Consider the following 11931-nt stretch of genomic DNA (forward strand, 5'->3'; position numbering starts at 1 on the left):
CACAGGTACAATAGCCGCCCCCTTTTGTTTCGGCCCTTGTCATGACTGAACCCCTACGCCTCTCCAAACGCCTCATCGAACTGGTCGGTTGCTCCCGTCGGGAGGCTGAGCTGTTCATCGAAGGCGGCTGGGTCACGGTGGACGGCGAAGTGATCGACGAGCCGCAGTTCAAGGTCACCACCCAGACGGTCGAGCTTGACCCAGAGGCCAAGGCCACTGCGCCGGAGCCGGTGACCATCCTGTTCCACACGCCTGCCGGTGTGGATGCCGAGACGGCCATGGCGTCGATCAACGCCGAGACCCTGTCGGAAGAACACCGCTTCAGCAAGCGCCCGCTCAAAGGCCACTTCCTGCGTCTGACCGCCAGCAGCGACCTGCAAGCCAAGGCCAGCGGCCTGTTGGTGTTCACCCAGGACTGGAAGATCCTGCGCAAGCTGACCGCTGACGCGAACAAGATCGAACAGGAATACGTGGTGGAAGTGTCCGGCGACATGGTCGCCCACGGCCTGAACCGCCTCAACCACGGCCTGACCTACAAAGGTAAGGAATTGCCAGCGGTGAAAGCCAGCTGGCAGAACGAGAACCGCCTGCGCTTTGCGTTGAAAAACCCGCAACCGGGTGTGATTGCCTTGTTCTGCGAAGCCGTTGGCCTGAAAGTCGTCGCCATTCGACGCATCCGCATTGGCGGAGTCTCCATCGGCAAAGTGCCGGTAGGCCAATGGCGTTATCTGTCCGGCAAAGAAAAGTTCTAAGACTTTTTTCGCCGCCGAATCTCTCGATACCGCCTGCCTGGGCGGTGTCCACAGTTGAATGACCAGGATTGCCCACCATGATTCACAACGACGTACTACGCAGCGTGCGCTACATGCTCGACATCAGCGACAACAAGATGGTCGAGATCATCAAGCTCGGCGGCATGGAAGTCACCAAGGACGACCTGCTGACCTACCTCAAGAAAGACGAGGAAGAAGGCTTCGTGTTCTGCCCTGACGAAGTCATGGCGCATTTCCTCGATGGCCTGGTGATCTTCAAGCGCGGCAAGGACGAAACCCGTCCACCGCAGCCAATCGAACTGCCGGTGACCAACAACATCATCCTGAAGAAACTGCGCGTGGCCTTCGAACTGAAGGAAGACGACATGCACGCGATCCTCAAGGCTTCGGAGTTTCCGGTGTCCAAGCCTGAGCTGAGCGCGCTGTTCCGCAAGTTCGGCCACACCAACTACCGCACCTGCGGTGACCAGTTGCTGCGCAACTTCCTCAAGGGCCTGACCCTGCGCGTTCGCGTAAGCCCGTGACCTACACCGTCTCGCCCATCGGCTTTGTCCGCTCCTGTTTCAAGGAGAAGTTCGCCATCCCGCGCCAGCCACAACTGGCGCCCGCCGCCCGAGGCGTGCTGGAACTGGTGGCGCCGTTCGACCAGGGTGAGGCGGTGCAGGGTTTGGAACAGGTCAGCCATGTGTGGCTGCTGTTCCTGTTCCACCAGGCACTGGAGGACAAGCCCCGCCTGAAAGTGCGCCCGCCGCGCCTGGGGGGCAACAAGTCCATGGGCGTATTCGCTACTCGCGCGACCCACCGGCCGAATGGCATTGGCCAATCGGTGGTCAAGCTGGACAAGGTGGAGGACGGCCGCCTGTGGATATCCGGCATCGACCTGCTGGATGGCACACCGATTCTCGATATCAAGCCGTACGTGCCGTACGCAGACATCGTTGACACCGCGACCAACAGCATCGCCAGCGCTGCGCCACAGCTGATTCCCGTGCAGTGGCTGAAGACTGCGCTGCAACAGGCACAAGGCCACGCTCAGCGCCTTGACGAGCCATTGGTGGCGTTGATCGAGCAGTGTCTGGCGCAGGATCCACGGCCGGCGTACCAAACGCCGGGGCCAGAGCGGGAATACGGGGCGCAGTTCTGGGATGTGGACGTGCGGTGGCACTATCCCGAGGCCGGGATGATTTGTGTGCTGGAAGTGATTGCGGCCAAGTAAATCCCGAAAACAAAAAAGCCCGCGCTGCCTTTACAGGCAACGCGGGCTTTTCTTTGGCGACTCAGTCACCTGTAGGAGCGAGCTTGCTCGCGAAGAACGCAAGTACACCGCGCTAATCCAGGATACCCGCATTATCGTTAACGTTTTTCGCGAGCAAGCTCGCTCCTACAAGTGACCCACGGTCACTTCTCGACGAACGCACGCTCGATCAAGTAGTCACCCGGCTCACGCATACGCGGGGAAACCTTCAGACCGAAGCTGTTCAGCACTTCGCTGGTTTCATCCAGCATGCTCGGGCTGCCGCACAGCATGGCGCGGTCGTCTTCAGGATTGATCGGCGGCAGGCCGATGTCACTGAACAGCTTGCCGCTGCGCATCAGGTCGGTCAGGCGGCCTTCGTTTTCGAACGGCTCGCGGGTCACGGTCGGGTAGTAGATCAACTTGTCACGCAGGGCCTCGCCGAAGAACTCGTTCTGCGGCAGGTGCTCGGTGATGAATTCACGGTAGGCGACTTCGTTGACGTAACGCACGCCGTGGCACAGGATCACTTTTTCGAAACGCTCGTAGGTTTCCGGGTCCTGGATCACGCTCATGAATGGCGCCAGCCCAGTACCGGTGCTGAGCAGGTACAGGTGCTTGCCCGGCTTCAAATCGTCAAGCACCAGGGTGCCCGTCGGTTTTTTGCTGATGATGATCTCGTCGCCTTCCTTCAAGTGCTGCAATTGGGAAGTCAGCGGGCCATCGGGCACCTTGATGCTGAAGAACTCCAGATGCTCTTCCCAGTTCGGGCTGGCAATGGAGTAAGCGCGCATGAGCGGGCGGCCATTAGGCTGTTGCAGGCCGATCATCACGAACTGACCGTTCTCGAAGCGCAGGCCCGGATCGCGGGTGCACTTGAAGCTGAACAGAGTGTCGTTCCAGTGATGAACACTGAGGACACGCTCGTGGTTCATGTTGCTCATGTACGGGGGACTCCTGGAAATGGGTCTGCGCCAAATGATGGATGCGCAATTGCACAGCATTCTAATGGCGGCGACAATATCTGTTAACTGGATTATTAAGATAAGGGTTATCGGTTATATCGATATGCGATTTACTCTACGTCAACTGCAAGTCTTCGTCGCCGTCGCCCAGCAGGAAAGCGTCTCGCGCGCTGCTGGCCTTCTGGCCTTATCTCAATCCGCCGCCAGCACCTCGATTACCGAGCTGGAGCGTCAATCCAGCTGCCAATTATTCGACCGCGCCGGTAAACGCCTGAGCCTCAACGCCCTCGGGCATCAGCTATTGCCCCAGGCAGTGGCGCTGCTGGACCAGGCCAAGGAGATCGAGGACCTGCTCAACGGCAAGTCGGGCTTCGGCTCCCTGGCGGTCGGCGCGACCCTGACCATCGGCAATTACCTGGCCACGCTGCTGATCGGCAGCTTCATGCAGCAGCATCCCGAGAGCCAGGTGAAGCTGCATGTGCAGAACACTGCGCATATCGTGCATCAGGTGGCGCACTACGAAATTGATCTGGGTCTAATCGAAGGTGACTGCAGCCACCCGGACATCGAGGTGCAAACCTGGGTGGAAGACGAGTTGGTGGTGTTCTGTGCGCCCCAGCATCATCTGGCCAAGCGCGGCCAGGCAACCATGGAAGAGTTGACCCATGAGGCGTGGATCCTGCGGGAACAAGGCTCCGGTACGCGCCTGACCTTTGACCAGGCCATGCGGCATCACCGCAGCGCGCTGAATATCCGCCTGGAGCTGGAACACACCGAGGCGATCAAACGGGCGGTGGAATCAGGATTGGGGATTGGCTGCATCTCCCGGCTGGCGCTGCGCGACGCCTTCCGGCGCGGCAGCCTGGTACCGGTGGAAACCCCGGACCTGGACCTGGCCCGGCAGTTCTACTTCATCTGGCACAAGCAGAAGTACCAGACCTCGGCCATGCGCGAATTTCTCGAGCTGTGCCGTTCCTTTACCGCCGGCGTGCAGCGCAGCGACGAGATTGTACTGCCGACCATTGCCTAGATCAGGATCACGGCCCACACCAGGGTAATCATGGTCAGCGCGACGAACTGCGCGGCGCTGCCCATGTCCTTGGCGTTTTTCGACAAGGGGTGCAGGTCCAGGGAAATCCGGTCGATCGCCGCTTCAACTGCGGAGTTGAGCAACTCGACGATCAACGCCAGCAAGCACACCGCAATCAGCAGCGCCCGCTCTACCCGGCTGACATTCAGGAAGAAACTCAGCGGGATCAGGATGACATTGAGCAACACCAACTGACGAAAAGCCGCCTCGCCAGTGAATGCCGCACGCAGGCCATCCAGGGAATATCCCCCCGCGTTGAAGATACGTTTGATACCGGTTTGACCTTTGAAAGGCGACATAGAGTAGGCAACTGAGCAAAAAGGTGTGGGGAAACTAGAGCACGCAAAGTCAAAAAAACGTGAATGAACAGCGTCTTAATGCTGCGAAATTGACTCAAGTTGTTGCAAGAGCAGCGCCGCCTGGGTCCGGGTACGCACGCCCAGCTTGCGGAAAATCGCCGTAACGTGGGCTTTGATAGTCGCTTCCGACACGCTCAACTCGTAGGCAATCTGCTTGTTCAGCAGGCCTTCGCAGACCATGGTCAGCACGCGGAACTGCTGGGGCGTCAGGCTGGCCAGGCCATCACGGGCGGCCTTGGCTTCGTCGGAGACATTGATCTCTTCAAAGGCCTGCGGCGGCCAGGAGACATCGCCATCCAACACCGTGCGCACGGCTTTCTGGATGTCTTCCATGGAACTGGACTTGGGAATGAAACCGCTGGCACCGAACTCCTTGGAGCGCACCACCACCGAAGCCTCTTCCTGGGCCGAGACCATCACCACCGGAATCTGCGGGTATTGCCCGCGCAACAGCACCAACCCGGAAAAACCATAGGCACCGGGCATGTTCAGGTCCAGCAGAACCAGGTCCCAGTCGGATTTTTCAGTGAGGCGGGTTTCCAGCTCGGCAATGCTGGCCACTTCGACGAGGCGTACATCTGGCCCCAGGCCCAGCGTGACCGCCTGGTGCAGCGCGCTGCGAAACAGCGGGTGGTCATCGGCAATCAGGATTTCGTATGTGGCCATTTATTAAATGATCCTGTTTTTTATGGGGGCACTGATGGGTTCAGTGCTCGCCAACACGCAAGGTGGCTGCCAGGCCAGCAGTCACCAAAGGGCGCGCTCAACGTCAAAAGACGACGTATCCAATCGGTGACAGCGCCCCAATCGGCGCCAAGCATGCCCAGCGTAGCCTGGGTGGTCAAGCGCTACGCCCGTGGCCATTCTAGCGGGCTGCGCATTTGCGCGGCCATCATGCAAAGGTCGGCTGGCCATGACACCTATAGATAAGGTGCAAGGCGAGTATGGACGACATCGGCCGGGTCCAGCGCCAGCTGAAATTTGGCGGCCAGGTAGTGGGTGCTGAATACATCCAGATAAGCATCCAGCACTTCGCTGGCCGCCTGGTCTTCAGCCAGTTCCAGGCACAGCGCGGCGACTTCAGCGGTACAGAAGTGGTCATCACGCTTGGAGCGGCGCAGCTTGTAGCGCGACAGTTGCTCGGGCGCCAGGCTCAGCACCGGCAAGTGCTCCAGGTACGGGCTCTTGCGAAACATCTTGCGCGCCTCGCTCCAGGTACCGTCCAGCAGAATGAACAGCGGGCGCTTGCCCTCTTCCAGCTTGACCTGATTGACCACCCGCTCCGGGGCCACGAATTCGCCGGGGAAGACGATATAAGGCTGCCATTGCGGGTCAGCCAGCAAGGTCAGCAATTCGGGCTCTACCTCAGTCCGCGACCAGGGGAACGCCGTCGTGTCGTTGATCACATCGGCAATCAGCCAGCCGGTGTTGCTGGGTTTCATCGGCTCTACGTCATGCATCAGCAGGCACATGCCGGATTTGGCCTGGACCTTGGGCCGCCACGCGCACAGGCAATACTCGGGAATTACCCGGCAGCCGGGGCAGCGCTCGGCACGCGAGCCTCGCGCCACGAACGGCTTGAGGGCGCGCGCCAGGCGCTGGGTGCGCAAACGGGAGACGGCATGGCTCATCGGGTGCGCCGCTGCAGGAAAGTGGAAATCGACACGGATAGAACTCAGGAAGGTAAAAGTTACCGGAGTTTACCAGAGGCACCCTCGCCTACCTGCACTTCCCGGCAATAGGCTGGCCGTAATGGCAGGCGGTCACCTATAATCCCGCGCCACTGAACGCACAGCGCAGTGGCTGGTCTATGCACCAGTAACCGAATCAGGAGAGTTTTATGCTGCGTCTTATGCTGCGCACTGTTGTTCCGTCCGTCGCCCTGGCGTTGGCCTTGCCTTTGAGTGCCCAAGCGGCCTCGTTGCTGGAGGCCCAAATGAACAGGAAGCTGCAAAGCGTCGCAGAGGAAACCAACAAAGACCTGCCACGGGAAATCGACGAAAAGACCTTGGAAGTGGCTTACACCGTTGAAGGCTTGCAGCTGATTGACCATCTCAGCGTACTGCCCGACCGCGCCGAGCAAATGCGCGCTAACCCCAAGGCGGTGTACTTCCAACTGGGCCAAAGCGTGTGCCTGAACAAGGGTTATCGCGAGCTGATGGCCAAGGGTGCGATCATGCGCTACGACATTACCGAGAATAAAACCAACCGCCCGGTGGCGTCGGTCAAGTTCCAGGAAGCAGACTGCCCCGCACCGGCTGCTGCGAAGAAGAAAAAATAAGCAATGCCCCCTGTCGCGCGCCGCTGATCAGCGGCGCGCAATATGCCCCACCGAACTATCCGTAAGTGCCCGTTCGCGGCAACGTCTAAACTCCCTCAGAAGTGATCAATAAGCGGTTGCCAGCCAAGACTTTATAGGCTCATGATCAATTAATCCTGAAAGCCTGGAACATCGGGTTTTCACACCGTCCTGTAACATTTTCAGGGCAAAAGAGGGTTGCCCTCCTGCGCGTGCAGTGCAAAGGTTTTTAAACATAAGGAACATACAGAACCGGTTTCGCCCACCTCGTTAATCAGAGGCAACGACACATGCAGTGTCGTGGTCCCGACGAATTTCTCGCCGGCACCCAGGGTTCTGTGAAGAAGGAGAAGTTGAATGCCTTACGAACCGAATGAACTCCTGATCCGTCAATTTGAAGAAAACGGCACCGACCTCACGCAGCAGGTCGAAGCGCAACTCCACCTGATTGCGCCCAACAGCCCGAATATCCCCCTTTATCGCGACATGATTTTCACCGTGTTGCGCATGGCCCAGGACGACCGCAGCCGCTGGAATGCCAAGATCACCTTGCAGGCCATCCGCGAACTCGACCACGCTTTCCGTGTGCTTGAACAATTCAAGGGCCGACGCAAAGTCACCGTGTTCGGCTCGGCGCGCACACCGGTGGAAAGCCCGCTGTACGCATTGGCACGGGAAGTGGGCGCAGTTCTGGCGCGCTCGGACCTGATGGTGATTACTGGCGGCGGGGGCGGCATCATGGCGGCGGCCCACGAAGGGGCTGGCCTGGAGCACAGCCTGGGGTTCAACATCACCCTGCCCTTTGAACAGCACGCCAACCCGACCATCGATGGCACCGAGAACCTGCTGTCTTTCCACTTCTTCTTTACCCGCAAGCTGTTCTTCGTCAAGGAAGCCGACGCCTTGATCCTGTGTCCGGGCGGTTTCGGCACCCTGGATGAAGCGCTGGAAGTACTCACCCTGATCCAGACCGGCAAAAGCCCGCTGGTTCCAGTGGTACTGCTGGATGCACCGGGCGGCAGCTTCTGGCAAGGCGCCCTGGACTTTATCCGCAGCCAGCTTGAAGCCAATCGCTATATCCTGCCCACCGACCTCAAGCTGGTCCGCCTGGTATACAACGCTGAAGAGGCAGTGGAAGAGATCAATCAGTTCTATGCGAACTTCCACTCCACTCGCTGGCTGAAGCGCCAATTTGTGATTCGCATGCATCATCCGTTGAGTGACCACGCACTGGCCCACCTGCAGGAGGCATTTGCCAGTCTTCGCCTCAGTGGCGACTTCCAACAAATTGCGTACACCGGCGAGGAGCATGACGAGCCAAGCTTCAGCCATTTGACGCGGCTGGTATTCAACTTTAATGGGCGCGATCAGGGCCGGTTGCGGGAATTGGTGGATTACATCAACTTGCCGGAAAACTGGGCCGAGGCTCAGGGGAAAACGCAGCAGCGGGTGACAGAGACGGCGTGACCTGCCCCTGAAACGAAAAAAGGCCCGCTATTTTCATAGCGGGCCTTTTTGCTTTAACTGTGCATGAACAGGCCTCTATATGGCCTGGACCAAGCGCTCAGTTGGCTTAGTCATCCAGATCCTTACCACTCAACAGGCGGCTGATCATCTCCATCGAGAATCCGCGATAGCTCAAAAAGCGACCTTGCTTCGCCCGCTCCCGCGCATCAATAGGCAGATGACCGGCAAACTTGCGACGCCAGGTATCTTCCAATTGCGCCTGCCAACTGATGCCGGACTCACGCAACGCGAGTTCGATGTCAGCACGTTGCAGGCCACGCTGGCTTAGCTCTTCACGAATTCGCGAAGGGCCGTAGCCGGATCGAGCTCGGTAGGAAACAAAGCTTTCGAGGTAACGGGATTCCGACAACAGCCCTTCTTCCGTCAGGCGGTCAAGGGCTGCGTCGATCATCTCAGGATCTGCGCCGCGCTGACGCAGTTTACGCGTCAGCTCGACTCGACCATGCTCGCGTCGTGCGAGCAGGTCCATTGCAGTGCGCCTTACGGCGACGGGTGTATCCAGTACAACGCTCATCGTTTGGCTCAGATGTCAGCGTCGGCCATGTCGTCAGCCGTTTCCCGGGTGGACGTCGATTTGACGTCGGCAGTCGGGGTCAGCAGCTTGTCGCGGATCTGCTTTTCAAGCGCCGTGGCAATCTCAGGGTTGTCCTGCAGGAACTTGGCGGAGTTGGCCTTGCCCTGACCGATCTTGCTGCCGTTGTAGGCATACCAGGCACCGGACTTCTCGACGAAGCCGTGCAGCACGCCCAGGTCGATCATCTCGCCGTTCAGGTAAATACCCTTGCCGTAGAGAATCTGGAACTCAGCCTGACGGAACGGCGGAGCCACCTTGTTCTTCACGACTTTAACGCGGGTTTCGCTACCAACAACCTCGTCACCTTCCTTCACCGCGCCGGTACGACGGATGTCCAGACGGACCGAAGCGTAGAACTTCAGCGCGTTACCACCGGTGGTGGTTTCCGGGCTGCCGAACATCACACCGATCTTCATACGGATCTGGTTGATGAAGATTACCAGGCAGTTGGCGTTCTTGATGTTACCGGTGATTTTACGCAGGGCCTGAGACATCAGACGGGCTTGCAGGCCTACGTGCATGTCGCCCATTTCACCTTCGATTTCAGCTTTGGGTACCAAGGCTGCCACGGAGTCGATGACGATCACGTCGATGGCATTGGAGCGCACCAGCATGTCGGTGATTTCCAGCGCTTGCTCACCGGTGTCCGGTTGCGAAACCAGCAGGTCGTCAACGTTGACGCCCAGCTTGCCGGCGTATTCTGGATCCAGGGCGTGCTCGGCATCGACGAACGCACAGGTGGCGCCCATTTTTTGTGCCTGGGCAATCACCGACAGGGTCAGAGTAGTTTTACCGGAAGATTCAGGACCGTAGATTTCAACGATACGGCCTTTTGGCAGGCCGCCAATGCCGAGCGCGATATCCAGACCCAGAGAGCCAGTGGAGATAGCCGGGATCGCCTGACGGTCGTGATCGCCCATACGCATTACGGCACCCTTGCCGAATTGACGTTCGATCTGACCCAGGGCCGCAGCCAAGGCTTTCTTCTTGTTGTCGTCCATTAAAGTCCTCACGTAATCAATAAGGCCTGGCGGCCAACACCTGTATAAGTAGACAGTATTGTTCCACAAAGATCCGTGATCGCCTACCCCTGATTTTCTATTTCTGCTGCAGCTCGTCGCAACAAGCCCTCTAGCGCGGCCTTTACCGTTTGTCGGCGGACCTCGTCGCGGTTGCCGGGGAAGTGTTCGAGCTCGGCGGTGATCTCATCGCCCACCCCCCAGGCCAGCCATACGGTGCCCACCGGCTTGTCCGGAGAACCGCCATCGGGCCCGGCGACGCCGCTGACCGCTACGGCAAATCGGGACAGGCTTTTCTCCTGGGCGCCCCGCACCATCGCCTCCACCACTTCGCGACTGACGGCACCCACTTTGGGGAACAATTCTTCCGGCACATGCAGTTGCCGAGTCTTCTGGCGATTGGAATACGTGACGTAGCCTGCCTCAAACCAGGCCGAACTCCCGGGAATCCGCGTGATGGCCTCGGCGATACCGCCGCCCGTGCACGACTCGGCAGTGGTGACGTGGGCATTGAGCACCTGCAAGCGTCTGCCAAGTTCAGCGGCGAGTTGAGTAATTTCCTTCACGGTCGTCTCCTGGGGTGGGCGGGCGTTTGTCTACCCTACAGGAGCCCATGGGCCATGCAAGTTACAAGAGACTAACGCGTGACGGCCTGGACATACGCCTGGCAAGCACGCAAGGCGATCAACGCGTTATCGCCGTCGTCGGTGATGCCGATAATTCGTTGAGCATGCGCCGGGTCAAGTCGGGCTCGCGGGGCTGCATGAACCACGCTGCCGGAGGTGGCGGTGGCTGGCATTGGGCAGCCGTTGGTTGGGTCGCTGGTGTCGAGAAGGACTGACAACCGCACATCAGCAGTGGCCAGGCGATCCCGCAAGTGAGCCTGATCACGCTGTGCATCGGAAAGCTCCCGGGTGTGTTGTTGGTCGCTGGCACTGAGTTGTTGCTCCAGTGCCAGCCGTTTGTCCTGTTCCAACTGTTGTTGACGCTGTGCAGACTGGCTTTGCTGGCTGAGCGCTTCTGCATGCAGAGCCTCTTGGCGCTCAAGTTGTGTGCCATACCGCCAGGCCTGTACCTGCCAGGCAACCCCAGCCGAAACCGCCAACAACAGCAAAAAGCCAAGCAGGCGATACGACGTCAGGAAACCCATAACACCGCCTTCGCCCGGGCCCACAACTGCAGACGGTTCTCCAGACCGTTAAGGCCGCCATTGATACGTCGGGTGATGGTGGTGAACTGGTCTTTGTCGGCCAGTTCGTTCAAGCCATTGCTCTGCCAGAACCACGCGGCGGACTCGCACGCCCATTGCGGCTGCTCCAGCAACTCCGGTTGCTGCAACAGACGCTCATCGCCGAACAACGCCTGGCTGCATGCCAGGTAGTTGCGTCGGCCGGTGATCTGGATCAGGCCGCGTCCACGGTATTTCTGGCCATCGCCATCGGCTTCGGGGGTGTTGCCCAGGCGGGCGGCCAGGGTACCGGTGTCGTATTTGCTCAGGTATTGATCGCTGCCCAGTTCACGCACGTAGCGTAGTTCGCCGGATTCGTGGCCTATTTGGGCGAGGAAGGCGGCTATGCGTTTGGGGGTGGTGATCTGGTAGTGGGCCATGGCAGCGTTTAAAGCAGATATAAAAACGCCGGCTCTAAGGCCGGCGCCAGGCAAGATTGCCTGAAGCTGCGAAATTTGCATAAAAACTCCGTCAGGTACTACTCCACCTGCTGTGAAATCCAGCTTGGAGCCTTTGGACGCTCGCCCATTTCCGGGAACTCCACAGCCTGAGGCCAATCTCGAAGTTGCTGCAAATAGGCAAGCAACTCAGAAAACTGCGCGCCACTCAGCGTTGTGCTTACGGCCATATCGGCTTCATCTCGATGGCGTTCACGTAGCCACTTGATGCTCTCGATCTGAGAGTTACGCCAATCACGCTCCAGACTCTGTGAGTCTGGCCCGTCCTGTGGGACGGGAATTCCGCCCTCCTCCAGCCATTGCTCATATTCGGTCCAGAAACGGTGAGAACGCGGAACCGTTGCTCTATCGAACAAGCGTAAAACGGTGTCTGGATCATGTGTCAACTGATAGCTCATAAACCCT

At 59.0% G+C, this 11931-nt stretch carries 16 protein-coding genes; 6 read left to right on the top strand and 10 right to left on the bottom strand.

The annotated features are described in order from the left end of the window. The first annotated feature begins 41 nt into the window (after positions 1 to 41). From SNL23_RS28385 to tsaA, 3 genes are all read left to right on the top strand, one after another. The gene (locus tag SNL23_RS28385) at positions 42 to 752 is read left to right on the top strand and encodes an rRNA pseudouridine synthase (protein WP_076015380.1); all 711 of its coding nucleotides are present in this window, start codon (positions 42 to 44) and stop codon (positions 750 to 752) included. A 77-nt stretch (positions 753 to 829) separates the two neighbouring features. Beyond that, positions 830 to 1297, top strand: coding sequence for a DUF1456 family protein (locus SNL23_RS28390; RefSeq protein ID WP_076015381.1), 468 nt, complete (start codon positions 830 to 832; stop codon positions 1295 to 1297). Beyond that, positions 1294 to 1989, top strand: coding sequence for a tRNA (N6-threonylcarbamoyladenosine(37)-N6)-methyltransferase TrmO (gene tsaA / locus SNL23_RS28395; protein ID WP_167663476.1), 696 nt, complete (start codon positions 1294 to 1296; stop codon positions 1987 to 1989). Before SNL23_RS28390 ends, tsaA begins: the two co-directional genes overlap by 4 nt. A gap of 182 nt (positions 1990 to 2171) precedes the next feature. Here tsaA and fpr read toward each other — a convergent pair whose 3' ends face one another. Then, entirely contained in the window at positions 2172 to 2951 is a 780-nt protein-coding gene (gene fpr / locus SNL23_RS28400) for a ferredoxin-NADP reductase (RefSeq protein ID WP_003189055.1), read from the bottom strand. Positions 2952 to 3075: 124 nt separating this feature from the next. Here fpr and SNL23_RS28405 point away from each other — a divergent pair, with 124 nt between their 5' ends. Further along, positions 3076 to 4002 (top strand): LysR family transcriptional regulator, encoded by a 927-nt coding sequence (locus SNL23_RS28405; protein ID WP_003208633.1) that lies wholly within the window; start codon positions 3076 to 3078, stop codon positions 4000 to 4002. Here the strand turns inward: SNL23_RS28405 and SNL23_RS28410 are convergent. From SNL23_RS28410 to SNL23_RS28420, 3 genes are all read right to left on the bottom strand, one after another. Beyond that, the gene (locus SNL23_RS28410; protein ID WP_003208635.1) at positions 3999 to 4361 is read right to left on the bottom strand and encodes a diacylglycerol kinase; all 363 of its coding nucleotides are present in this window, start codon (positions 4359 to 4361) and stop codon (positions 3999 to 4001) included. The two genes, SNL23_RS28405 and SNL23_RS28410, sit on opposite strands and share 4 nt — an antisense overlap. Before the next feature lie 75 nt (positions 4362 to 4436). Beyond that, a complete protein-coding gene (erdR, locus tag SNL23_RS28415) occupies positions 4437 to 5087 on the bottom strand; it encodes a response regulator transcription factor ErdR (RefSeq protein WP_003208636.1) in 651 nt (216 codons plus the stop codon). A gap of 254 nt (positions 5088 to 5341) precedes the next feature. Beyond that, positions 5342 to 6052: a tRNA-uridine aminocarboxypropyltransferase gene (locus SNL23_RS28420; RefSeq protein ID WP_076015383.1), complete on the bottom strand. Its 711-nt coding sequence runs from the start codon at positions 6050 to 6052 to the stop codon at positions 5342 to 5344. Between the two features lie 209 nt (positions 6053 to 6261). Between SNL23_RS28420 and SNL23_RS28425 the strand changes: the two genes are divergently transcribed. After that, entirely contained in the window at positions 6262 to 6702 is a 441-nt protein-coding gene (locus tag SNL23_RS28425) for a PA3611 family quorum-sensing-regulated virulence factor (RefSeq protein WP_318304374.1), read from the top strand. 375 nt (positions 6703 to 7077) lie between these two features. Further along, positions 7078 to 8187: a TIGR00730 family Rossman fold protein gene (locus SNL23_RS28430; RefSeq protein WP_076015385.1), complete on the top strand. Its 1110-nt coding sequence runs from the start codon at positions 7078 to 7080 to the stop codon at positions 8185 to 8187. Between the two features lie 106 nt (positions 8188 to 8293). Here the strand turns inward: SNL23_RS28430 and recX are convergent, their stop codons facing one another. From recX to SNL23_RS28460, 6 genes are all read right to left on the bottom strand, one after another. Further along, entirely contained in the window at positions 8294 to 8761 is a 468-nt protein-coding gene (gene recX / locus SNL23_RS28435; protein WP_318304376.1) for a recombination regulator RecX, read from the bottom strand. A gap of 8 nt (positions 8762 to 8769) precedes the next feature. After that, the gene (gene recA / locus SNL23_RS28440; RefSeq protein WP_076015387.1) at positions 8770 to 9822 is read right to left on the bottom strand and encodes a recombinase RecA; all 1053 of its coding nucleotides are present in this window, start codon (positions 9820 to 9822) and stop codon (positions 8770 to 8772) included. A gap of 83 nt (positions 9823 to 9905) precedes the next feature. Further along, complete coding sequence (locus tag SNL23_RS28445; RefSeq protein WP_167663478.1) at positions 9906 to 10406, bottom strand: CinA family protein; 501 nt, start codon at positions 10404 to 10406, stop codon at positions 9906 to 9908. Between the two features lie 71 nt (positions 10407 to 10477). After that, complete coding sequence (locus SNL23_RS28450) at positions 10478 to 10990, bottom strand: lysis system i-spanin subunit Rz (protein ID WP_318304377.1); 513 nt, start codon at positions 10988 to 10990, stop codon at positions 10478 to 10480. Beyond that, positions 10978 to 11529, bottom strand: a complete 552-nt coding sequence (locus SNL23_RS28455) for a glycoside hydrolase family 19 protein (RefSeq protein WP_318304378.1) — start codon at positions 11527 to 11529, stop codon at positions 10978 to 10980. Before SNL23_RS28455 ends, SNL23_RS28450 begins: the two co-directional genes overlap by 13 nt. Before the next feature lie 17 nt (positions 11530 to 11546). Next, positions 11547 to 11924 carry a phage tail assembly chaperone gene (locus SNL23_RS28460; protein ID WP_318304380.1) on the bottom strand — a complete coding sequence of 126 codons (378 nt, stop codon included), beginning with the start codon at positions 11922 to 11924 and terminating at the stop codon, positions 11547 to 11549. Positions 11925 to 11931 lie beyond the last annotated feature (7 nt).

The sequence above is a fragment of the Pseudomonas sp. SED1 genome (assembly GCF_034044025.1).
Taxonomy (GTDB): domain Bacteria; phylum Pseudomonadota; class Gammaproteobacteria; order Pseudomonadales; family Pseudomonadaceae; genus Aquipseudomonas.

What these genes read in the sequence shown, in the direction of transcription:
- recX (WP_318304376.1), bottom strand. Translation starts at nt 8,761, where the DNA reads ATGAGCGTTGTACTGGATACACCCGTCGCCGTAAGGCGCACTGCAATG.
- fpr (WP_003189055.1), bottom strand. Translation starts at nt 2,951, where the DNA reads ATGAGCAACATGAACCACGAGCGTGTCCTCAGTGTTCATCACTGGAAC.
- SNL23_RS28460 (WP_318304380.1), bottom strand. Translation starts at nt 11,924, where the DNA reads ATGAGCTATCAGTTGACACATGATCCAGACACCGTTTTACGCTTGTTC.
- SNL23_RS28410 (WP_003208635.1), bottom strand. Translation starts at nt 4,361, where the DNA reads ATGTCGCCTTTCAAAGGTCAAACCGGTATCAAACGTATCTTCAACGCG.
- SNL23_RS28385 (WP_076015380.1), top strand. Translation starts at nt 42, where the DNA reads ATGACTGAACCCCTACGCCTCTCCAAACGCCTCATCGAACTGGTCGGT.
- erdR (WP_003208636.1), bottom strand. Translation starts at nt 5,087, where the DNA reads ATGGCCACATACGAAATCCTGATTGCCGATGACCACCCGCTGTTTCGC.
- SNL23_RS28420 (WP_076015383.1), bottom strand. Translation starts at nt 6,052, where the DNA reads ATGAGCCATGCCGTCTCCCGTTTGCGCACCCAGCGCCTGGCGCGCGCC.
- SNL23_RS28455 (WP_318304378.1), bottom strand. Translation starts at nt 11,529, where the DNA reads ATGCAAATTTCGCAGCTTCAGGCAATCTTGCCTGGCGCCGGCCTTAGA.
- SNL23_RS28450 (WP_318304377.1), bottom strand. Translation starts at nt 10,990, where the DNA reads ATGGGTTTCCTGACGTCGTATCGCCTGCTTGGCTTTTTGCTGTTGTTG.
- recA (WP_076015387.1), bottom strand. Translation starts at nt 9,822, where the DNA reads ATGGACGACAACAAGAAGAAAGCCTTGGCTGCGGCCCTGGGTCAGATC.
- SNL23_RS28425 (WP_318304374.1), top strand. Translation starts at nt 6,262, where the DNA reads ATGCTGCGTCTTATGCTGCGCACTGTTGTTCCGTCCGTCGCCCTGGCG.
- SNL23_RS28390 (WP_076015381.1), top strand. Translation starts at nt 830, where the DNA reads ATGATTCACAACGACGTACTACGCAGCGTGCGCTACATGCTCGACATC.
- SNL23_RS28405 (WP_003208633.1), top strand. Translation starts at nt 3,076, where the DNA reads ATGCGATTTACTCTACGTCAACTGCAAGTCTTCGTCGCCGTCGCCCAG.
- SNL23_RS28430 (WP_076015385.1), top strand. Translation starts at nt 7,078, where the DNA reads ATGCCTTACGAACCGAATGAACTCCTGATCCGTCAATTTGAAGAAAAC.